Genomic DNA, 20,342 nt, shown 5'->3' with positions numbered 1-20,342 from the left:
CCCTCTCCGGTCGACATCGGCCCGGACCGAGGACTCAGGGGGACCTCCGGTCCCCCGTCGCTCGTCGGTTCTGCATCACCCTCCGGGGCTCATACGTCGTCGTGAGCACGCCGTCCGGGTCCACGACGCTGACCAGGTGGCCGCGCCAGCGGGTGTCGTCCCGGTCGGCGAAGTCCTCACGCCAATGGCCGCCTCGCGTCTCTTCCCGCAGGGCGGCATGCCGACCGAGCGTAACCGCCACAGAGTGCAGATTCGTCGTCTCCCAGGAATCCGGCGTCATTCCGTCGCTCAGCGGCTCGGCCGCGAGGCCGGCCAGCCGGGCCGCCAGCGTCGTCAGCGACGCCTCGGACCGCAGCACGCCGGCGCCGGCCGTCATGGCCGACTGCACGAACGGGCGCGCGTCGGCGTCGAGCAGGCCGACCGGCCCTTCGCGCTCGACGGGGTCGCCGGGGTGGGCGTCGTCGAGCGACGACGCGAGGTCCTCGGCGATGCGGTGACCCCAGACCAGCCCTTCGAGCAGCGAGTTCGAGGCCAGCCGGTTGGCGCCGTGGACGCCGGTGCAGGAGACCTCGCCGCACGCGTACAGGCCGGGCACGCTGGTGCGGCCGCGCCGGTCGGTGCGCACGCCGCCGCTGGCGTAGTGCTGGGCCGGCGCGACGGGGACGAGGTCGGTGGCGGGGTCGATGCCGTAGGAGCGGCAGCGCGCGACGATGGTCGGGAACCGCTCCTCGAGGAACCTCCCGCCGAGGTGCCGGGCGTCGAGCCAGACGTGCTCGGCTCCGGTCTCGGCCATGGCGGTCATGACGCCCTTGGCGACGACGTCGCGCGGGGCGAGCTCCGCCAGCTCGTGCCGGCCCTTCATGAACCGGCGGCCCTCGACGTCGCGCAGGACGGCGCCCTCGCCGCGCACCGCCTCGGAGATGAGCGGCTGCTGCCCCTTGGCCGAGCGGCCGAGCCAGAGCACCGTCGGGTGGAACTGGACGAATTCGAGGTCGGCCACCTCGGCACCGGCCCGCAGCGCGGCCGCGACGCCGTCGCCGGTCGAGACCGGCGGGTTGGTGGTCGACGCGTAGACCTGGCCGAGCCCGCCGGTGGCCAGGACGACGGCCCGGCCGAGCGCCGCACCGACGCCGCTCTGCCGCCCCTCGCCGATGACGTGCAGGACGACGCCGCAGGCCCGGCCCGCGGCGTCGGTGAGGATGTCGGTGACCAGCGCGTGCTCGACCACCTCGATCTGCGGGTCCTCGCGGACCGCGGCCAGCGCGTCGAGCAGCGCTCGCGAGATCTCCTTGCCGGTCTGGTCGCCGCCGGAGTGCGCGATGCGGTCGCGGTGGTGGCCGCCCTCGCGGGTCAGTGCGATGTCGCCGTTGGGGGTGAGCTCGAACGCCGCGCCCAGCTCGACCAGCTCGCGGACCCGCCGCGGGCCCTCGGTGACCAGCGTGCGGACGGCGGCCTCGTCGCACAGCCCGACGCCCGCGACGAGGGTGTCGTGCAGGTGCTGCTCAGGGCTGTCCCCGGGTCCGAGCGCCGCGGCGATGCCACCCTGCGCCCACGCCGTGGCGCTGTCGGCGAGCCGGGTCTTCGTCACGAGCAGGACCCGGCCGGCCTTGCGCGCCTCGAGCGCCGTGGTGAGTCCCGCGATGCCGCTGCCGACCACGACGACGTCAGCCGACACCGTCCAGCCGGGCTCTTCGGTGCGCATGCGGCGGGGGATGCGTACTCCGGTCACGCGCCACAAGCCTACGCCCCGGCGTGTCAGGGCAGGTCGACGGCGATGTTGTCGATGAGGCGGGTGGTGCCGGCGCGGGCGGCCACCAGCAGGCGGGCCGGGCCGTGCCGCGGCTGCGGGGCCAGCTCGTCGGAGCGCAGCTCGAGATAGTCGACGACGACGCCCGGCTCGGCCCCGAGCTCGGCCGCGGCCGCGGCGACGACGGCGTCCGGCCCACCTGCCGCGGCGCCGGCGCCGGCCCGCAGCGCCCGCGAGAGCGCCAGCGCCGCCGTCCGCTCGTCCGCCGACAGGTACCGGTTGCGGCTGGACAGCGCCAGCCCGTCCTCCTCGCGGGCGGTCGGCACGCCGACGATCTCGTACGGCATCTCGAGGTCGGCCACCATGCGACGGACCAGCGTGAGCTGCTGGTAGTCCTTCTCGCCGAAGACGGCGTAGCTGGGCACCGTGAGGTTGAGCAGCTTCGCGACCACCGTCAGCACCCCGGCGAAGTGGGTGGGCCGCGCCGCGCCCTCCAGCTGTGCGCCGAGCGGCCCGGGCACGATGCCGACCTGCGGCTCGCCGTGCGGGTACAGCTCCTCCGCGGGCGGCGCGAACACGACGTCGACGCCCTCGTCGGCGCACACGGCGAGGTCGGCCTCGAGCGTGCGCGGGTAGCGCTCGAAGTCCTCGCCCGGCCCGAACTGCAGCGGGTTCACGAAGATGGTCACCAGGACGGTGCCGCCGCTGCCGACCAGCTCGCGGGCGGCGCGGACCAGCGCACGGTGGCCCTCGTGCAGCGCGCCCAGCGTCATGACGACGGCGCTCTCGTTCTCGCTCTGCGCCAGCGCCTGGGCGAGGTCGTCGCGGGTGCGGGCCACGATGGGGTGGTTCACGCCGTCACCGTACCGGGACGCCGACGGCATATTTCCGATGACACCGCCACAGGGGCCGAGTACCGTACGGCGACTGTGCGCCTGTTCGCCACACTCGTCGTCCTCGGCTTCCGCCGGTGGTCGACCTACCGGCTGGCGACCGCGGCCGGCGCGTTCACGAACACCGTCTTCGGCCTGATCAAGGCGTCCATCACGGTCGGCGCGATCGGGGCGGCCGGCGGGGAGCTGGCCGGCTACGACGCCCTCACCGGCGCCACCTACGCCTGGCTCGTGCAGGCGCTCGTCGCGCCGGTCAACGTGTTCAACTGGGCCGAGCTGGCGCTGCGCGTCCGCGACGGCGACATCGCCATCGACCTCGCCCGCCCGATGGACCCCCAGTTCGCCTATCTCGCCGGCTTCCTCGGCCGGGCGATCCACCAGTTCATCCCGCGCGGCGCACCGCCGCTGCTGGCCGGCGCCCTGGTCACCGGACTGGCGCTGCCCTCGACGCCGCTGCCGTACCTGCTCGGGGTGGTGAGCATCGTGCTGGCCATCGCGGTGTCGTTCTCGGTCTGGTGGCTGGTGAACCTGGCGGCGTTCTGGCTGATCGAGCTGCGCGGCGTGCTCACCCTCAACGTCGTCGCCATGGGCATCCTGTCCGGCCTGGTCATCCCGGTGCACTGGTTCCCGGACCGGCTGGCCACCGTCGCCGCGCTGACGCCGTATCCGTCGATGCTTCAGGCGCCGGTCGACGTCGTCATGGCACGGGCCGAGGGAACGGCGGCGCTGGGCGTGCTGGCCGTCCAGGCGGCCTGGCTGGCCGGCGTCCTGCTGCTGGGCCGGCTGGTGTTCGCCCGCGGCGCCCGGAAGCTGGTGGTGCAGGGTGGGTGAGCGACTTCGCCCTTATCGGGTGCTGGTCGGGTCGCGCATGCGGTCGCAGGCGGCGTATCGGCGCTCGTTCGTGTCCGATCTGCTGGGCAGCGTCGCCATCGGGCTCATGGAGTTCGCCGAGGTCTACATCGTCTTCGCCAACGTCGACGTGCTCGGCGGGTTGGACTTCGCTGCCGCCGCGCTGGTGTTCGCGCTGGCCAACGTCGGCTTCAGCCTCGCCGACCTGGTGGTCGGGCACGTCGACAACCTGCCGGTCCACCTGCGCGAGGGGACGCTGGACGCGTTCCTGCTCCGGCCGCTGCCGGTGCTGGCGCAGCTGGTCACCAGCGACGTGTCGCTGCGGCGGCTCGGCCGGGTCGGCGTCGCACTCGTCATCCTCACCGTCGCGTTGCCGCTCAACGACATCGGGTGGACGGCGGCCAAGGTGGCGCTGCTCGTGCTGACGCCGCTGACCGCGACCGCGGTGTTCGTCGGGCTGTTCGTCTGTGCGGCGGCGGTGCAGTTCTGGCTGGTCGAGGGCGCGGAGTTCACCAGCGCCTTCACCTACGGCGGCGCCTACGCCTCGGCCTACCCGGCCAGCATCTTCAGCCTGCCGATGCGGTTGCTGTTCACGTTCGTCGTGCCGGCCGCGTTCACCGCCTACCTGCCGGTGCTGGTGCTGCTGGACCAGCCCGGTCCGGCGGGCACGCCGCAGTGGCTGGGCTGGTGCACACCGCTGGCCGCCGCCGCCGTCTGGGCCGTCGCCCTGCTGAGCTGGCGAGCCGGCCTCCGCCACTACACCGGGACGGGATCATGACAGAGACGATCGTCGAGCTTCGGGACCTGCGCCGCGAGTTCGTCGTCCGGCGTCCTGCGCCTCAGCTGGGAAGCGTACGTCGGCTACCCCTGGCCGGCCGGCTGCGCCGCACCCGCACCGTCGTCGCCGCCGTCGACGGGCTGTCCTTCGACCTCGCCGAGGGCGCCGCCGTCGGCTACATCGGCGCCAACGGGGCCGGCAAGTCGACCACCATCAAGATGCTCACCGGCATCCTGGTGCCGACGGCGGGGACGGTGCGCACCTGCGGGCTGGACCCGGTGCGCCGGCGCCGCGAGCTGGCCCGGCAGATCGGCGTCGTCTTCGGCCAGCGCAGCCAGCTCTGGTGGGACCTGCCGCTGGCGGAGTCGTTCCGTGCGCTGGCGGCGATCCACCGGCTGCCGGACGCGACCTGGCCGGCACGCCGCGACGAGCTGGCCGACCGGCTCGACCTCGGTGGCTTCCTGGCCACGCCGGTGCGCCAGCTCTCGCTCGGCCAGAGGATCCGCGGCGAGATCGCGGCCGCGCTGCTGCACGCGCCCCGGCTGCTCATCCTCGACGAGCCGACCATCGGGCTGGACGTGCTGAGCAAGGAGCGGCTGCGCGTCTTCCTCTCCGAGCAGCGCGCGCTGCACGGCACGACGCTGCTGCTCACCACCCACGACATGGACGACGTGCAGCGGCTCACCGACCGCATCCTGGTGGTCGACCACGGCCGGCTGGTCTACGACGGCACGCTGCCGGAGCTGGCAGGCCGGGTGGGCGCGGAACGGGTCATGGTCGTCGACCTGGTCGAGCCCGTGCCGTCACTCGGCCCGATCCACGGCACCCGGAGCGTCGCCGTCGAGTCCGACGGCCTGCGGCACCGGCTCGCCTTCACCCCCGAGCGGACGACGGCGGGCGCCATCCTCGAGGCCGTGGGGCGACGGGGCCAGGTGCGCGACCTCGCCATCGAGGAGCCCGACGTCGAGGACGTCGTGCGCCGGCTCTACCTGGCCCAGTCTCCCAGGGTCAGCGGCGATCCCGCCGCCCCACCACGGCCACCGTTGCCGGCATGATCAGGGCGCCGGCGGCTCCGCCAGCACGTCGATCAGCGCCTCGGCGTCGCTCGCCTTGAGCCGGCCCGCCGCGAGCGCCCGCCCGGCCGTGCGCCGGGCCAGCGCCACATACGTGCTCACCGCCTCGGGCATGGCCGCGGTGATCTCGGTGAGGTGGCTGCCGACGGTGCCCGCGTCGCCCCGCGAGACCGGCCCGGTGAGCGCCTCGTCGCCCTGGCGCAGGCTGTTGTCGAGCGCGGCGGAGAGCAGCGGCGCCAGCACCTTGTCCGGCTCGGCCACGCCGGTGGCGCGCAGCAGGTCCATGGCGTCGTTGACCAGCGTGACCACGTGGTTCGCGCCGTGCGTCAGCGCGGCGTGGTAGAGCGCGCGGTGCTGCTCGGCGACGCGGATCGGCTCCGACCCCATCTCGACCACCAGCGCCTCGGCGACCGGCCAGAGCGGCTCGGGCGCCGTCACCCCGAACGTCGCGCCGGCCAGCCGCTGCAGGTCGACCGAGGTGCCGGTGAACGTCATGGCGGGGTGCAGGGCCAGCGGCAGCGCACCGGCGTGCGTGGCGGGGTCGAGCACGCCCACGCCGTAGCGGCCGCTGGTGTGCACGACCAGTTGACCGGGTCGCACGGTGCCCGTCATGGCCAGCCCCTCGACGAGGCCGGGCAGCGCGTCGTCGGGGACGGCGAGCAGCACCAGCCCCGACCGGGCGAACACCTGCGGCACGTCGACCAGCGCGACGCCGGGCAGCAGCGCGCCGGCGCGGGTGCGGCTGGTGAGCGAGACGCCGTAGCCGGCGACCACGTGGTGCCCGGCCCGGGCCAGCGCCGCGCCGAGCACCGCGCCCACCCGCCCGGTGCCGACGACGCCGATGTCGAGTCGCGCCGGCCGTTCCTCCGTCACACCGACCAGGCTAGGACAAGCGATCATTCCGCCGCGAGCGCCACGACCGGAGACGTCCGGGCGGCGCGCTGGCCGGGCGCGATCGAGGCGAGCACGCCGAGCACCGTCGCGACCGCGCCGCTGAGCGCGAGCAGTCCCCACGGAACCACGAACTCGAGCTCCTCGATGCTGCTCACCGCGGCCCAGGCGAACAGAGCTCCGGCCGCCGACCCGACGACGGCCGCCACCGCGCCCATGAGCGCCGCCTCGACGCCGAGCATGATGCGGGTCTGCCGGCGGGTCAGGCCGAGCGCGCGCAGCAGCCCGATCTCGCGAGTCCGCTCGTGCACGGACAGCGACAGCGTGTTCGCGATGCCGATGAACGCGATCACCAGGGCCAGCGCCAGGATCGCGAGCACCACGTTGACCGCCTCGTTCAGGTCCTGCTCGAAGTCGGCTCGGCGCTGGGCGAAGCTCTGGACGGACAGCTCCGGGTGGTCCGCGGTCGCCGCGACGATGGCCGCCCGCGCGTCGTCGCCGTCGACGCCGCCGGCCGCGTCGACCGCCAGCACGTCGCCGCCGTCCTCGACGACGGAGCCGATCTCGGGCAGCTCCTCGACGGCCCGCGCGACGGCGTCCGGGATCGGCTCGGCCGTCGCGGTGCGGACGGCGAAGTCGGCGGGCACCCGCCCGTCGACGACCACGCTGACGCTGTCGCGGGCGGACTCGACGACGGTGAGGAAGCCGGCCACCGTCGTGACCCCGATGAGCAGCGCCGCCGTGGTGGCGGCGACCCGGCGCGGGTTGCGGACGGCGTTCGCGGTGGCCAGGTCCGCCGTCGACCGCGAGCCGCCGCTGAGCCGGGCCGCGATGCCGCCCAGCATCCGCACCAGCGGCGGCACCATCGTCGGCCCGAGGATCAGCAGCCCGAGGAAGCAGACGGCCGCCCCGAAGACGACGGCGACCAGCCCCATCCCGCCGCCGGACGTCCCGGCGGCGGCCCCGGCGACCTGCAGCAGCGCGCCGGCCACCATCGCCAGCACGCCGAGCACGGCCCGGACCCGCCCCGCGGTCCGGCTGTCGGCGCCGTCGGGCACGGCCTGCAGCGCGGCCAGCGGCGACACCCGGGTCGCCGACCGCGCGGGCAGCAGCGCCGACCCCACGGTCATCAGCACGCCGATCACCACCGACCACGCCACCGTCGTCCCGGTGACGGTCAGCACCAGCGACGCGTCCAGCAGCGAGCCGACCGCCAGGGCGGTCAGCGCGCCGGCCGCGACCCCGGCGAGGCTGCCGGCCAGCCCGACGGCGGCCGACTCCGCCAGAACGCCACGCAGCACCTGCCGCCGGGTCGCGCCGACGGTGCGCAGCAGCGCCAGCTCGCGAGTGCGCTGGGCGACCAGGATCCGGAACGTGTTGGCGATGACGAACGCCGCCACGATGAGCGACACCGCGCCGAGCATGAGCAGCGGGATCCGCAGCGCCTCCCGCTGCGACGACGCGTCCACCAGCCGCTGCGCGAGCTCGGGCCCGGTCAGTGCCTCGAGGTCGCCGGGCAGCGCGGCCCGCACGGCCGCCGTGCCGGCGCCGTCGGCCAGCCGCAGGTCGACCCGGCTCGCGCCGGCCGGGTCGGCGAGCTCGCGCACGACCTCCCAGCTCGCGGTGATCTCGGGGTCGTCGCCGGCATCGGAGGACGGGTCGGCCAGGGCGGTGATCGGCAGGGCGACCAACTCGGCCGAGCCGTCGGCGGCGACGGTGATCTCCTCGCCCACGCCCAGCCCCAGGCGCTCGGCCGACCGCCGGTCCAGGACGACACCGTCGCCCTCGATCGAGGTGCCCAGCGGCGGGGCCAGCACCCGCGCGTAGCCGAACGGGTCGATCCGGCCGTCGGCGTCGGCGGTGTGCACGGTCGCCTCCTGCCGGGGCGCGGCCGCGGCCACCCCGTCGAGCCCGGCAATGGCATCGAGGTCGGCCTCGGACAGCGTCGCGTCCGGCGGCGGCAGCACCGCGAGGTCGACGCCCTCGGCGCCGGCCGCCAGCTCGCGCCGGGAGCCCGCGTCCAGCGAGTCGGTGAGGATCAGCGTCGCGGCGGTGAACCCCACCGACAGCACGACGACCAGGCCGGTCAGGACCAGCCGCAGCAGATGGGCGCGCAGCCCCGCCAGCACCACGGATCGCATCGGTCAGCCACCCAGCCGGCGCAGGCCGTCGATGACGGCGTCGGGCGTGGGGTCGGCGATCTCGCCCGCGACCCGGCCGTCGGCCAGCATGACCACGCGGTCGGCCGACGACGCCGCGACCGGGTCGTGCGTCACCATGACGACGGTCCGGCCCAGCTCGCGCACGCTGGTGCGCAGGATCGCCAGCACCTCGCCGCCGGAGCGCGAGTCCAGGTTGCCGGTCGGCTCGTCGGCGAAGATCACCTCGGGCCGGTTGATGAGCGCCCGGGCGACGGCGACGCGCTGCTGCTGGCCTCCGGAGAGCTCACTCGGCCGGTGCCGCAGCCGGTCGCCGATGCCCAGCACACCGACGACCTCGGCGAACCAGTCCCGGTCCACCCGGCGGCCGGCCAGCCTCAGCGGCAGCAGCACGTTGGCCTCGGCGTCCAGCGTCGGCAGCAGGTTGAACGCCTGGAAGACGAAGCCCAGCCGCTCGCGGCGCAGCAGCGTCAACCGGGTGTCGCTGAGCGCCGTCAGGTCGGTGTCGCCGAGCAGCGCCCGGCCCGACGTCGCGGTGTCGAGGCCGGCGAGGCAGTGCACGAGGGTCGACTTGCCGGACCCGGACGGGCCCATGATCGCGGTGAACCGGCCGGCGGCGAACGCGACGTCGACGGCGTCGAGGGCACGGACGGCGGTGTCGCCGCTGCCGTGCAGCTTGGTCAGGGCGACGGCGCGGACCGCCGGCGCGAGAACGGCGCTCGGGGCGCCCGGGACAGACGTCTGAAGGCTCACGGTCCCAGCGTCGCGAGAACGGTGGGGCGGATCGTCGGACCTGGGGGTTGACCCGGCATACGACCAAGGTCGCACGCCCAGGCTGGATAGGGTCGGCTCTCGTGCCGAACCGTCCCCTCGCGACGCTGCCGAAGGCGCAGTCCCACCTGCACCTCACCGGCGCGATGCGCCCGTCGACGCTGGACGAGCTGGCCGCCCGGCACGGCGTCGCGGTGCCGCCGCTGACCGGGCTCACCGGCGGGCCGCACGAGTGGGCGGTCTTCCAGGGCCGCTACGACGCCGCCCGGGCGGCGATCCGCACGGCCGAGGACGTCGCCCGGGTGGTCCGCGAGGCCGCCGAGGACGACGCAGCGGACGGCTGCGGCTGGTTGGAGCTGCAGGTCGACCCGACGTCGTACGCGCCGGTGCTCGGCGGGCTGGAGGCGGCGGTCGAGGCGGTGCTGACGGCGGCCGCCGCGGCGCCGCTGCCGATGGGCGTCGTCGTGGCGTCCAGCTGGGCCCGCTCCGGCGAGCACGCGACGACCCTGGCCCGCCTTGCCGCCCGCTACGCCGGCGACGGCGTGGTCGGGTTCGGGCTCTCCAACGACGAGCGGCTGGGCCGGATCGAGGACTTCGCGCCGGCCTTCCGCGTCGCCGGCGACGCCGGCCTGCTGCGCACCCCGCACGGCGGCTTCTTCACCGGCCCGGCGCACGTGCGTGCCTGTGTCGAGGTGCTCGGCGCGACCCGGGTCGGGCACGGCACTGCGGCCGCCACGGACCCCGTCGTGCTGGAGCTGCTGGCCGGGCGGGGCGTGGCGCTGGAGATCTGCCCGACGTCGTACCCGCCCTTCGGCGTGCACGCGCTGGACGAGATCCCGGTGCGAACGCTGCTGGCGGCGGGCGTGCGGGTGGCCCTCGGGAGCGACGACCCGCTGCTCTTCGCCGTCGGCCTCGGCGGCCAGTACGCGCTGTGCCGCGACGTGCTGGGGCTGACCGACGCCGAGCTGGCGGCGCTGGCCCGCGGCTCGATCACGTCGTCGGCGGCGCCGGCCGGCCTGCGCCAGGCGATGCTGGCCGGCGTCGAGACCTGGCTGGCGTGACCGCTCAGGCCGGTGGCGGCGCCGACGTGGTGCCCACCCGCAACTGCACCGGCAGGTGCACGTTCGAGGGCTGCTCGCCCTCGAGCAGCTCGGTGACCATGCGCCCGGTCAGCCGGCCCTTCTCGGTGATCGGCTGCACGACGGTGGTGAGCACGCGCTCGCCCAGCCAGGGGGTGTCGATGCCGTCGTAACCGACGACGGTGAGGTCGTCGGGGACGCGCAGCCCCAGCGACTCGGCCGCCCGGATGACGCCGACGGCGAGCAGGTCGCTCTGGGCGATGATCGCCGTGGGTCGCTGCGGCGCCGCAAGCAGCAGCCGGGCGGCCAGCTCGCCCTCTTCGACGACGTTGCTGCGCGCCTCGACGACGGGAACCGGGCCGAAGACGTCCTCGGTGCCGTCGAGCCGGGCCCGGCAGTCGACGAAGCCGATGTCGGCCCGGCGGGCGTCGTCGACCAGCCCGCGCCGGCCGTCGAGTCGCAGCGGCAGCGCGGCGACGGCGACCCGGTGGTGGCCCAGCGACGCGACGTGCCGGGCCAGCTCGGCCGCGCCGCCGTAGTCGTCGATGTCGAGCAGCGTGACGTCAGGACGGTCGGGCCCGTCGACCGCGACCACCGGCACGCCGCGGCTGAGGAACAGGTCGAGCAGGGGGTCGTCGTCGCGGCCGCAAGTGGCGAAGACGACGGCGTCGACCGGCATGCGCGACACCTGCTCGGTCGTCGGGCCGCCGTGCTGGGCGTCGCCGGAGAGCAGCAGCAGGCCGGTGCCGGACGGGCTGAGCGCCTCGGCGATGCCGTCCAGCAGCGCGACGGCGACCGGGTCGCGGAACGCGTAGAGCAGGCGCTCGCCGACGACCGCGCCGACGATGCCGGACCGGCCGCGACGCAGCGACCGGGCCATCGGGTCGGGCCCGGCGTAACCGAGCTCGCGCGCGGCGGCCAGCACCCGTTCGCGGGTCGCGTCTGCCACGGGCCCGGACCCGCTGAACGCCAGCGACGCCGTCGACGGCGACACCCCGGCCCGCGCGGCCACGGCCGCCAGCGTCGCCCGATGCTCGCCCACGTCACGCCTCTCGTCGATCTCGCACTTGCATCCGTCCACGTGCCATAGCAGAATATCGAATCGATTCGATCGAATCGATTCGACCGCCCGAATCCTGACGAATTCCTAGCACCGAGGACGCCCCGTGAGCCACTCCGCACCGGTCCAGCCGCCCGACCTGGCCAGGGCCGTTCGCGCGCGCAACGCCGTCGCCACGGTGTTCGCGCTGAACGGGCTGGCGGTCGCGAGCTGGATGGGACGGATCCCCGAGGTCCGCGACCTCCTGGGCCTGACCCCCAGCGAGATCGGGCGCGTGCTGCTCGCCCTGGCCCTCGGCTCCATCGTGGCGCTGCCGACGTCGGGCCTGGTCGTCGGCAAGATCGGCGCAGCTCGCACCGTGGCCGGCGGCTCGGTGCTCGTGGCCGTCGGGCTGGTGCTGGCCGGTCTGGGCAGCGACACGCTCTCCGCCGTCACCCTCGTCGCGCTGGGCCTGGTGTTCGTCGGCTACGGCTCCGGCTCGTGGGACGTCGCGATGAACGTCGAGGGCGCGGCGGTCGAACGGCTGCTCGGGCGCACCATCATGCCGCGCTTCCACGCCGCGTTCAGTTTCGGCACGGTCGCCGGCGCGAGTCTCGGCGCTGGTGCGTCGGCGGCCGAGATCCCCGTCGTCGTGCACCTGGGCGCAGTCAGCATCGTCGCGGTCCTGGTCACCGTCATGGCCACGCGCAGCTTCCTGCCCCGCACCATCGAGGTCGACGACGACGGCGAGCCCGTCCAGCACATCTCGGTGTTGACCGCTTGGCGCGAGCCGCGGACGCTGGTCATCGGCCTCATGGTCATGTGCGCCGCGCTCATCGAGGGCATCGCCAACGACTGGCTGGCGCTCGGGCTGGTCGACGGCTACGAGGTCAGCAATGCCGTGGGCACGATGGGCTTCGCGGTCTTCCTGGCCGCCATGACAGTCGGGCGCACCGCCGGCACCCAGCTGGTCGACCGCTTCGGCCGGCTGCCGGTGCTGCGCACCAGCGCCGTGCTCGCCGTGGCCGGTGTGCTGCTGGTGGTGTTCGGCGGGTCGCTGCCGGTCGCGCTGATCGGTACCGTCGTCTGGGGCTTCGGTGCGGCGCTGGGCTTCCCGCTCGGCATGAGCGCCGCCTCCGACGACCCCCGTCGCGCCGCGGCCCGGGTCAGTGTGGTCGCGTCCATCGGCTACACCGCCTTCCTCGCCGGCCCGCCCATCCTCGGCTACGTCGGCGACCATGAGGGCGTGCTGCATGCCCTGCTGGCCGTCGCCGTCGCCGCCACCGTCATGGGCCTGGTCTCACCCGCCGCGCGCGAGCAGAAGCCGGCCGAGGCCGGCGTCAGCTGAAGTCGGCGGCGGTCATGCCGGCCGGGTGCCCCGGCGGCCACTGAACGAGCTCGATCCGGTAGCCGTCGGGGTCGGTCAGCCAGGTCGTCCACATGCCCTCGCCGTGATCGTACGGCGGCTCGGCGGTGACGCCCCTGTCCGCGAGACCGGCGACCAGGGCCGCGAGGTCGTTCGTCTGGACGACCAGGTGGTTGACGGCGCCGGTGTCGGTCACCGGGCGGTCCGGGTCGTGCACGAGCTCGAGGCTGACGAACGGGTCGTCGGGCAGCTGCAGCATGGTCAGGCTGCCGAACGGGGTCTCGGGGACGCGGCCGCGCTCGGCATAGCCGAGAGCGGTGTAGAAGGCGAGCGAGCGGCCCAGGTCGGTGACCCGCAGGCCGAGATGGAGCATGCGCATGCGCGGCAGCGTAGTGCCGGGGCTCAGGTGGTGCCCGGCCGCACCAGCCCGGTCTCGTAGGCCAGCACCACCAGCTGCACGCGGTCGCGCAGGCCGACCTTCGCCAGCACGCGGCCGATGTGCGTCTTCACCGTCGCCTCGGTGACGAAGAGGGCCGCGGCGATCTCGGCGTTCGAGCGGCCGCGCACGACCTCGCGGACGATCTCGTGCTCGCGCTGGGTGAGGCCGGACCAGACGGCGTCGGGCGGCGTCGCGTCCTCGGGCAGGTGACCGGCGAACCGCTCCAGCAGCCGCTTCGTGGTGCTGGGGGCGACGACGGCGTCACCGGAGTGCACGGCGCGGACGGCGTCGAGCAGCATCGGCGGCGGGGCGTCCTTGAGCAGGAATCCGCTGGCGCCGGCCTTGATGGCGGCGAACGCGTACTCGTCGAGGTCGAACGTGGTCAGCACGATCACCTTCGGCGCGTCATCGCGCGAGCGCAGCCGCCGGGTGGCCTCGACGCCGTCGAGCACCGGCATGCGAACGTCCATGAGCACGACGTCGGCCGCGGTGACGGTCAGCGCGTGCAGCGCGGCGTCGCCGTCGCCGGCCTCGCCGACCACCTCGAGGTCGGGCTGGGAGTCGATGACCATCCGGAACCCGGCCCGGACCAGCTGCTGGTCGTCCACCAGGAAGACCTTGACCGGCTGCACGCTCACGCCCCTTCGCCGTACGGCAGGTCGAGGTCGACCCGCCAGCCACCACCGGTCGCCGGCCCCGCCGTCACCGTGCCGCCGTACATCGTCATCCGCTCGCGCATGCCCGCGAGCCCCTGCCCCAGTCCGTCGTCGACGGCGGCGGCTCCCCGCCCGTCGTCGCTCACCCGGGCGGTCAGCCGGTCGGCGGCGAAGACCAGCGCCACCCGCGCCCGCGCGGCCGGCCCGGCGTGCTTGAGCGCGTTGGTCAGCGCCTCCTGGATCACCCGGTACACCGCCAGCGAGGGCCCCGGCCGCAGCGGCCGCGGCGCCCCGGTGACATCGAGCTCGACCGGCAGTCCGGCCTGCCGCACCGACGTGACCAGCTCCGGCAGGCTGCCCAGCCCGGGCTGCGGGCGGACCGCGCCGCCGTCGCCGTCGTCGGTGGCCCGCAGCACCCCGAGCAGCCGGCGCATCTCGGCGAGCGCGCCGCGGCCGGTGTCGCCGATGGTCTTCAGCGCGTCGAGGGCGGCCTGCGGGTCCTGGTCGCCGGCGTACCGGCCGCCGTCGGCCTGCACGACGATGACGGAGAGGTTGTGCGCCACGACGTCGTGCATCTCGCGCGCGATGCGGGCCCGCTCCTCGGCGGCCGCCAGCTGCGCCCGCTGGTCGCGTTCGCGCTCGGCCTGGTGCGCCCGCTCGACCAGCTCGGCCACGTAGGCCTGCCGGACCCGGCGCACGTCGCCCATGGCCCAGGCGCCGACGACGAAGGCGGCCAGCGCGAGGCCACTGGCCACGAACGTCTGGGAGTTCTCGTCGGCCGGGACGTAGCGCACGGTGCCCAGCGCGACGCCGAGGAACCCGGCCGCGAGACCGGCCCGGCTGGCCCACCGCGGGCCGTACGCGCTGACGGAGTAGAGCCCGATGAGCAGCGCGAGGTCGTACGGCGCCAGCTCCAGCCCGGTGGCCCACTGGACCAGGCCGGACGCGACCAGCACGCCGAACGCCTCGATCGGCCGCACCCGCCGGAACACCAGTGCCGCGCACATGACGGCGCCGAGGACGAAGTGTGCCCAGCCGGGGTCGAAGGCGGCCGCCGAGAACAGCACCAGCGTGAGCAGCAACCCGAGCGCGATGACGGCGTCCGGCACGACGGGATGCCGGCGCACCCATGCGTACAGCCGGTCCCTGCGCCTCACGGGGAGCAGGCTAGCTCGGAACCTCGAGCAGCGTTGCGTCGTCGAGCATGGTGGACCCACGGGAGGATGCTCATGCGCGTAGCGGTACTCGGCACCGGCATGGTCGGCCAGGCGATCGCCGGCCGGTTCGACGAGCTCGGCCACGAGGTGCACGTCGGCACCAGGGACCCCGTCGCCACGATGATCCGCACCGAGCCCGACCAGCTCGGCAACCCGCCGTTCCCGGCCTGGCACGACCAGCACCCCGACGTCCGCCTGGCCACGTACGCCGAGGCCGCGGCCGCCGGCGAGCTCGTGGTCAACGCCACGCCCGGCGCCGTGTCGCTGCGGGTGCTCGAGGCCGCCGGCGCGGAGCACCTCGACGGCAAGGTGCTGATCGACATCTCCAACCCGCTGGTGTTCGCACCCGGCGGCCCGCCCACGATGTTCGTCAAGGACGACGACTCCCTCGGTGAGCAGATCCAGCGCGCGTTCCCGGGCGCCCGCGTGGTCAAGACGCTGAACACCGTCAACGCCGCGCTCATGGCGCACCCGGCGATGCTGGCCGGCGGCGACCACTCGATCTTCGTGTGCGGCGACGACGCGGACGCGAAGGCGCTGGTCACCGAGGTCCTCACCAGCTTCGGACATACCGACGTCATCGACCTCGGCGACATCGGCAGCTCGCGCGGCGTCGAGATGTACCTGCCGATCTGGCTGCGGCTGATGGGCGCGCTGGGCACGGCCCGGTTCAGCATCAAGGTCGTCCGCTGACGCCGTCGGCGGTGGCGCGGACCAGGCGGTCGCCGTCGGCCGTGCGGTAATAGAGGACGGAGCGACCGGCCCGGCGGCGCCGGACCAGCTGGGCGTCCAGCAGCACCTTGAGGTGGCCGCCGACGGAGCCGAGCGCGAACCCGGTCACCGCGACCAGCTGAGTCGTGCTCATCGGGTCGTCGAGCAGGCTCAGCAGCGTCGCCCGGACCGGCCCGATCAGCCGGGCGAGGGCGCCGGACGTGGTCGAGCGGCCCTCGGCCAGCAGCCCGGCGCACGGATAGACGATCGAGTAGCGGTGCGGACGGCGCCAGCCGACCCAGCCGCGGGCCCCGGTGACCGGGATGAACAACAGTTGCCCCTGATGCAGGTCGTGCGGAGGGTAGTCGTAGGCATTGATCCGCAGCCGGCCCTCGCCGAGCCAGCGCATACCCGGCCGCATGTCGTCCAGTGCCGACGCCCAGCCGCTGGTGCTGAGTCGGCGGGTCCGCGCGATGGCGTCGGCCTCGAACGCCCGCTCCCGGCGCTGCCAGTCCGGCTCGATCGTCTCGGTCCACACCCAGTCGAGCACGGCGGCGATGCGGTCCGGCAGGTCCGGCACGTCCAGCACCGGGTCGTCGCCGTCCAGGTCGGCCCGCAGCGCGGCGGCCGGGGTCGCGCGGATGCGCCGCAGCTCGTCGTCGAACGTGGGCTCGTCGTCGAGTGGCGGCGCGCAGAGGAAGTCGGCCAGCCAGGTGGGCAGCAGCGCGTCCCGCACGAACGCCCGGCCCACGGGGTCGGCGGCCATCCGGGCCTGGAACGCCGCCCGCGACTGGGCCGGGCGGACCAGCTGGCCCGGGCGGTTGGGCCGCTCCCCCGTCAGGACCCGGATGGCGGCGATGGTCTCGGCCAGTGCCGACACCCGGAACCGGCCGCCGGCGAGGACGTCGGCGTCGATCAGCCAGATGCCCATGTTTCGCCTCCACCCGAAACTCTAGCGACCCTCGAACGGCCGTGCCCAGACTGCCGCCATGCGCACCTACCGAGAACTGTTCGGCACGCCGGAGTTCGCTCCGCTGTTCCTCGCGTCGTGCGCGCAGGTCGCCGCGACGACGCTGACCGGACTCACCCTCGCCACGCTGGTATACGCCCAGACGGAGTCGCCGCTGCTGTCGGCGCTGAGCATGTTCGGGCCGTCGTTCGCCGCGGTGGTCGGCGCCACCACGCTGCTCTCGGTGACCGACCGGGTCCCGCCGCGGCCGGCGATGACGCTGGTGGCGCTCGCCACCACGGTGGGCTGCCTCGTGCTGGCGGCTCCGGGCCTGCCGCTGGCGGCGATGTTCGCGGTGATCCTCGGGCTCGGCCTGACGGCGTCGATCGGATCGGGGGTGCTGTACGGGCTCCTCGACGAGATCCTGCCGCCCGAGGGGTACGTGCTGGGCCGGTCGGTGCTCAACATGTCGGTCGGCGCGATGCAGGTGGCGGGCTTCGCGCTGGGCGGCGCCCTGCTCGCCGTGGTGCCGCCCAGGACGGCGCTGCTCGTGGGAGCGGCGCTGGCCGCCGGCTCGCTGCTGGTCGTCCGGCTGGGGCTGAGCGCCCGGCCGGCCCGCGGCTCTGGCCGTCCGTCCCTCGCCATCACCTGGAGGGTCAACCGGAGCCTGCTCTCGTCGCCGGCCCGCCGGGCGGTCTACCTCGCGATGTGGGTGCCCAACGGCCTGGTCGTGGGCTGTGAGGCGCTGTTCGTCCCCTACGCGCCGCACGCCGCCGCCGTCCTCTTCGTCGCGGCCGCCCTGGGCATGCTGCTCGGCGACCTGGCCGCCGGGCGGCTGCTGTCGCCGGCGGCTCGGCAGCGCTACATCACGCCGCTGCGCTTCGCCCTCGCCGTGCCGTACCTGCTGTTCGTGTTCCCGCTGGACCTGACGGTCGCCGCCGGCGCGGCCGCCGTCGCGTCCGTCGGCTTCATGTCGACGCTGCTGCTGCAGGAGCGGCTGATCGCCCTGACCGGCAAGGAGGTACGGGGTCAGGCCCTGGGGCTGCACGCCTCCGGCATGAAGGCGATGCAGGCGGCCGGCGCGACGCTGGCCGGTCTGGTCGCGCAGGTCCTGCCCGTCGGGCTGGCCATGGCCACGATGGCGGCGCTGTCGATCGCCGTCACCGCCCTGCTCACCTCGCGCCTGCGGTTGTCCGATCCGGATCGGCTCACCGCCGCGGCGGTTCGCTGACGTCCGGCTCGGCAGAACGGGTCCGGCGCAGCCAGAGCAGGCCGAGCACCGGGAGCACCAGCGGCACGAACCCGTAGCCGCGCCCGTACAGCGACCACACGGTGTCGTCCGGGAAGTCGCCGGGGTCGAACGCCGTGACGGTGCCGACGGTCAGCACGCCGATCAGCTCGACGGTGACGGCGGCCAGCGCCACCCGGCGGGACGTCGCGCCGGGCCGGGCCAGCGCCACCGTCGCGACCACGTACACCAGGGCGGCGAACGCCGACAGCAGGTACGCCAGCGGCGCCTCGTCGAAGCGGGTCGCGATCTGCACCGCGGCCCGGGCCGTCGCCGACAGCGCGAACACCGCGTAGACGGCGATGAGCAGCCGGCCCGGCCCGCTGGACCGCCGGGGCGCCTCGCTCATGCGGCGCCCGCGTCCCAGATCTGCTGCATGCGCACCACCAGCACCGGCACCACCAGCGCGGCGACCACGAGCACCGACGTGCCCCAGCGCGACTTCTCCGCCAGCGCCCAGAACAGCCCGAGCGGCACGATGATCAGGTTCATCAGCAGGTAGCCGATGAACGTCGCGGTCTCGTCGGGGGCACCGTCGCCGATCATGAGGACGATCGCCACCACCACCTGGAGCAGGATCAGCAGCTCCACCACGCCGGCGCCGATGACGTACGGCTCGCGCGGCGCCTGGTTGCGGACGACCGCCACCAGCGCCCACGCGGCGTAGGCCAGCGAGGCGACGATGACGGCCCAGTCGACGACGGCAACCATGGCGTCAGCCCGTCACGGCAGCCGGGCCAGCTCGTCGGTGAGGTCGTCGAGACCGAGCGATCCCATCGAGAGCGCGGCCATGTGCCAGGCCTTGAGGTCGAAGCCGGCGCCCTGGTTCGCCCGCGCGGCGTCGCGGCCGGCCAGCCAGGCTCGCTCGCCCAGCTTGTAGCTGATGGCCTGGCCGGGCACGCCCAGGTAGCGGATGATCTCGGAGTCGAGGAAGGCGGGGTCGCGGCCGTTGAACGCGCCGAAGAACTCGCGGGCCAGCTCCGGCGTCCACACCTCGCCGGGGTGGAACGTCTCGTCGCCGGGGATGCGCAGGCGCAGGTGCATGCCGATGTCGATGATGATCCGGATGGCCCGCATGATCTGCGCGTCGAGGTAGCCCAGCCGGTAGGCCGGGTCGGTGAGGTAGCCCAGCTCGTCCATGAGCCGCTCGGCGTAGAGCGCCCAGCCCTCGGTGGTCGCGCTCACCGAGCCGAGGCTGACCTGGTAGCGCGACAGCTGGTCGGCCACGTGCACCCACTGGGCCAGCTGCAGGTGGTGGCCCGGGACGCCCTCGTGGTACCAGGTGCTGACCAGCCCCCACACCGGGAACCGGGTCTCGCCGAGCGTCGGCAGCCAGGTGCGGCCGGGCCGGCTGAAGTCGAGCGACGGACGGGTGTAGTACGGCGCGGCGGCGCTGCCCGGCGGCGCGATCATCGCCTCGACGTGCCGGATCGGCTCCGCGAGGTCGACGTGGGTACCGTCGAGGTCGGTCATCGCCTCGTTCATGAGGTTCTGCAGCCAGTCGCGGATCTCGTCGACGCCCTCGATCGCCTCGCCGTGCTCGTCGAGGTGGCGCATGACGGCCAGCGGCGTGTGGCCGGGCAGGACGGCGTCGGCGGCCCGCTTCATCTCGTCGCCGATGCGGTGGAACTCGGACCAGCCGTAGGCGTAGGCGTCCTCGAGGTCGAGGTCGGCGCCGGTCCAGCGGCGGGCCAGCAGCGCGTACCGCTCGCGCCCGACGCCGTCGGGCGTGCCCTCGCTGGCCGGGCGGTAGGTCGTGGCCAGATAGTCGCGCAGCTCCGCCACCCCGGCGGTGGCCGCGGCGGCCGCCTCGGTCAGCTCGGCGCGCTGCGCCTCTGGGCCCCGGCCGGCGAACGCGGTGTACCAGTCCGACGACAGCCAGGTGCCGAGCTGCTCGACGACGGCGTCGACCTGGCGCGGCGCGGCGTACTGCCCCTGCCGGTCGCCCTCCTCGAGCGCGGCCCGGAACCCCTGCGCGGCACCGGGCACGTTGCGCAGCCGGCGCCCGACGACCGCCCAGTCGTCGTCGGTCTCGGTCGGCATGATCTGGAAGATCGCCCGCAGCGACTGCACCGGGGTGAGGATGTTGCTGAGCTCGCGCAGCCCCTCACCGGCGTCGTGCACCGCCAGCGACGCCGTCAGCCGCTCACGGAGCAGCCGGGCGGCCCGTCGCTCCTGCGCCGGCAGACCGCCGTTGCCCGCGGCGGCCGCCTCGGCGGCGTCGAGCTCGGCCAGCGTGGCCCGGGCTGCCGAGGCCACGGCCCCCTGGCCCTCGGGCGACAGGTCGGGCATCGCGTCGGCGCCGGGCCTGATGCCCAGCGCCGTGCCGACGATCGGGTCCAGGTCGGCGATGGTCTCGACGTAGCGGTCGGCGATGGCGCGGGGGGTGTCGGCGTCGTGGTGGGGCACCGGCCCATCATGCCTCGCGTCGCGCGGG

Annotated in this window: 20 protein-coding genes; 7 read left to right on the top strand and 13 right to left on the bottom strand. The window is 74.6% G+C overall.

The genetic code is table 11. The features are described from left to right. Positions 1–34: 34 nt before the first annotated feature. Together E1212_RS09040 and panC are read right to left on the bottom strand one after the other, a co-directional pair. Positions 35–1,702, bottom strand: a complete 1,668-nt coding sequence (locus tag E1212_RS09040; protein ID WP_131981537.1) for an L-aspartate oxidase — start codon at positions 1,700–1,702, stop codon at positions 35–37. A gap of 53 nt (positions 1,703–1,755) precedes the next feature. Continuing rightward, entirely contained in the window at positions 1,756–2,601 is an 846-nt protein-coding gene (panC, locus tag E1212_RS09035) for a pantoate--beta-alanine ligase (RefSeq protein WP_238992286.1), read from the bottom strand. 75 nt (positions 2,602–2,676) lie between these two features. On the opposite strand from panC, the gene E1212_RS09030 reads away from it, so the two are divergent. Genes E1212_RS09030 through E1212_RS09020 form a run of 3 tightly spaced genes read left to right on the top strand, consistent with a single transcriptional unit; the run spans position 2,677 to position 5,322 of the window. Then, positions 2,677–3,471: an ABC transporter permease gene (locus tag E1212_RS09030; protein WP_131981473.1), complete on the top strand. Its 795-nt coding sequence runs from the start codon at positions 2,677–2,679 to the stop codon at positions 3,469–3,471. Further along, positions 3,464–4,267 carry an ABC transporter permease gene (locus E1212_RS09025; protein WP_203416670.1) on the top strand — a complete coding sequence of 268 codons (804 nt, stop codon included), beginning with the start codon at positions 3,464–3,466 and terminating at the stop codon, positions 4,265–4,267. The genes E1212_RS09030 and E1212_RS09025 overlap by 8 nt, the downstream gene beginning before the upstream one ends. Next, entirely contained in the window at positions 4,264–5,322 is a 1,059-nt protein-coding gene (locus tag E1212_RS09020; protein ID WP_131981471.1) for an ABC transporter ATP-binding protein, read from the top strand. Before E1212_RS09025 ends, E1212_RS09020 begins: the two co-directional genes overlap by 4 nt. Here the strand turns inward: E1212_RS09020 and E1212_RS09015 are convergent, their stop codons facing one another. From E1212_RS09015 to E1212_RS09005, 3 genes are read right to left on the bottom strand one after another with little or no spacing between them, the layout of a single operon-like run. After that, on the bottom strand, positions 5,323–6,240 hold the full coding sequence (locus E1212_RS09015) for a Rossmann-like and DUF2520 domain-containing protein (protein WP_131981469.1): 918 nt from the start codon (positions 6,238–6,240) through the stop codon (positions 5,323–5,325). Beyond that, positions 6,237–8,372: an ABC transporter permease gene (locus tag E1212_RS09010; protein WP_131981467.1), complete on the bottom strand. Its 2,136-nt coding sequence runs from the start codon at positions 8,370–8,372 to the stop codon at positions 6,237–6,239. The genes E1212_RS09015 and E1212_RS09010 overlap by 4 nt, the downstream gene beginning before the upstream one ends. Positions 8,373–8,375: 3 nt before the next feature. Next, positions 8,376–9,143, bottom strand: a complete 768-nt coding sequence (locus E1212_RS09005; protein WP_131981465.1) for an ABC transporter ATP-binding protein — start codon at positions 9,141–9,143, stop codon at positions 8,376–8,378. 101 nt (positions 9,144–9,244) lie between these two features. On the opposite strand from E1212_RS09005, the gene add reads away from it, so the two are divergent. After that, positions 9,245–10,222 (top strand): adenosine deaminase, encoded by a 978-nt coding sequence (add, locus tag E1212_RS09000; protein ID WP_203416668.1) that lies wholly within the window; start codon positions 9,245–9,247, stop codon positions 10,220–10,222. Positions 10,223–10,226: 4 nt separating this feature from the next. On the opposite strand, the gene E1212_RS08995 is transcribed toward add, so the two are convergent. Continuing rightward, entirely contained in the window at positions 10,227–11,282 is a 1,056-nt protein-coding gene (locus E1212_RS08995; protein ID WP_131981463.1) for a LacI family DNA-binding transcriptional regulator, read from the bottom strand. Between the two features lie 124 nt (positions 11,283–11,406). On the opposite strand from E1212_RS08995, the gene E1212_RS08990 reads away from it, so the two are divergent. Continuing rightward, a complete protein-coding gene (locus E1212_RS08990; protein WP_203416666.1) occupies positions 11,407–12,627 on the top strand; it encodes an MFS transporter in 1,221 nt (406 codons plus the stop codon). Here the strand turns inward: E1212_RS08990 and E1212_RS08985 are convergent. From E1212_RS08985 to E1212_RS08975, 3 genes are read right to left on the bottom strand one after another with little or no spacing between them, the layout of a single operon-like run. Continuing rightward, the gene (locus tag E1212_RS08985; RefSeq protein WP_131981461.1) at positions 12,620–13,024 is read right to left on the bottom strand and encodes a VOC family protein; all 405 of its coding nucleotides are present in this window, start codon (positions 13,022–13,024) and stop codon (positions 12,620–12,622) included. The two genes, E1212_RS08990 and E1212_RS08985, sit on opposite strands and share 8 nt — an antisense overlap. Positions 13,025–13,047: 23 nt before the next feature. After that, entirely contained in the window at positions 13,048–13,722 is a 675-nt protein-coding gene (locus tag E1212_RS08980; protein WP_203416664.1) for a response regulator transcription factor, read from the bottom strand. After that, the gene (locus E1212_RS08975) at positions 13,719–14,897 is read right to left on the bottom strand and encodes a sensor histidine kinase (protein WP_203416662.1); all 1,179 of its coding nucleotides are present in this window, start codon (positions 14,895–14,897) and stop codon (positions 13,719–13,721) included. The genes E1212_RS08980 and E1212_RS08975 overlap by 4 nt, the downstream gene beginning before the upstream one ends. Positions 14,898–14,969: 72 nt before the next feature. On the opposite strand from E1212_RS08975, the gene E1212_RS08970 reads away from it, so the two are divergent. Then, a complete protein-coding gene (locus E1212_RS08970) occupies positions 14,970–15,650 on the top strand; it encodes an NADPH-dependent F420 reductase (protein ID WP_131981459.1) in 681 nt (226 codons plus the stop codon). Here the strand turns inward: E1212_RS08970 and E1212_RS08965 are convergent. Next, the gene (locus E1212_RS08965) at positions 15,634–16,599 is read right to left on the bottom strand and encodes an ArsR/SmtB family transcription factor (RefSeq protein WP_131981457.1); all 966 of its coding nucleotides are present in this window, start codon (positions 16,597–16,599) and stop codon (positions 15,634–15,636) included. The two genes, E1212_RS08970 and E1212_RS08965, sit on opposite strands and share 17 nt — an antisense overlap. Positions 16,600–16,657: 58 nt before the next feature. Here E1212_RS08965 and E1212_RS08960 point away from each other — a divergent pair, with 58 nt between their 5' ends. After that, positions 16,658–17,848, top strand: a complete 1,191-nt coding sequence (locus E1212_RS08960; protein WP_131981455.1) for an MFS transporter — start codon at positions 16,658–16,660, stop codon at positions 17,846–17,848. Here E1212_RS08960 and E1212_RS08955 read toward each other — a convergent pair. The 3 genes from E1212_RS08955 to E1212_RS08945 are packed head-to-tail and all read right to left on the bottom strand — an operon-like array spanning position 17,826 to position 20,314. Then, positions 17,826–18,254 carry a hypothetical protein gene (locus E1212_RS08955; protein WP_131981453.1) on the bottom strand — a complete coding sequence of 143 codons (429 nt, stop codon included), beginning with the start codon at positions 18,252–18,254 and terminating at the stop codon, positions 17,826–17,828. The two genes, E1212_RS08960 and E1212_RS08955, sit on opposite strands and share 23 nt — an antisense overlap. Next, positions 18,251–18,616, bottom strand: coding sequence for a hypothetical protein (locus tag E1212_RS08950; RefSeq protein WP_131981451.1), 366 nt, complete (start codon positions 18,614–18,616; stop codon positions 18,251–18,253). Before E1212_RS08950 ends, E1212_RS08955 begins: the two co-directional genes overlap by 4 nt. A 12-nt stretch (positions 18,617–18,628) precedes the next feature. Further along, positions 18,629–20,314, bottom strand: coding sequence for a DUF885 domain-containing protein (locus tag E1212_RS08945; RefSeq protein WP_131981449.1), 1,686 nt, complete (start codon positions 20,312–20,314; stop codon positions 18,629–18,631). Positions 20,315–20,342: the final 28 nt, after the last annotated feature.

The sequence above is a fragment of the Jiangella ureilytica genome, from assembly GCF_004348545.1.
Lineage (GTDB): Bacteria > Actinomycetota > Actinomycetes > Jiangellales > Jiangellaceae > Jiangella > Jiangella ureilytica.
Note: the sequence above shows the minus strand (reverse complement) of the source record. Positions and strands in the feature narration are given on the sequence as shown.

Coding starts and splice junctions, on each gene's coding strand:
- E1212_RS09010 (WP_131981467.1), bottom strand. CDS start 8,372: ATGCGATCCGTGGTGCTGGCGGGGCTGCGCGCCCATCTGCTGCGGCTG.
- E1212_RS08950 (WP_131981451.1), bottom strand. CDS start 18,616: ATGGTTGCCGTCGTCGACTGGGCCGTCATCGTCGCCTCGCTGGCCTAC.
- E1212_RS09020 (WP_131981471.1), top strand. CDS start 4,264: ATGACAGAGACGATCGTCGAGCTTCGGGACCTGCGCCGCGAGTTCGTC.
- E1212_RS08965 (WP_131981457.1), bottom strand. CDS start 16,599: ATGGGCATCTGGCTGATCGACGCCGACGTCCTCGCCGGCGGCCGGTTC.
- E1212_RS08985 (WP_131981461.1), bottom strand. CDS start 13,024: ATGCGCATGCTCCATCTCGGCCTGCGGGTCACCGACCTGGGCCGCTCG.
- E1212_RS08960 (WP_131981455.1), top strand. CDS start 16,658: ATGCGCACCTACCGAGAACTGTTCGGCACGCCGGAGTTCGCTCCGCTG.
- E1212_RS08955 (WP_131981453.1), bottom strand. CDS start 18,254: ATGAGCGAGGCGCCCCGGCGGTCCAGCGGGCCGGGCCGGCTGCTCATC.
- E1212_RS08970 (WP_131981459.1), top strand. CDS start 14,970: ATGCGCGTAGCGGTACTCGGCACCGGCATGGTCGGCCAGGCGATCGCC.
- E1212_RS09015 (WP_131981469.1), bottom strand. CDS start 6,240: ATGATCGCTTGTCCTAGCCTGGTCGGTGTGACGGAGGAACGGCCGGCG.
- E1212_RS09040 (WP_131981537.1), bottom strand. CDS start 1,702: ATGCGCACCGAAGAGCCCGGCTGGACGGTGTCGGCTGACGTCGTCGTG.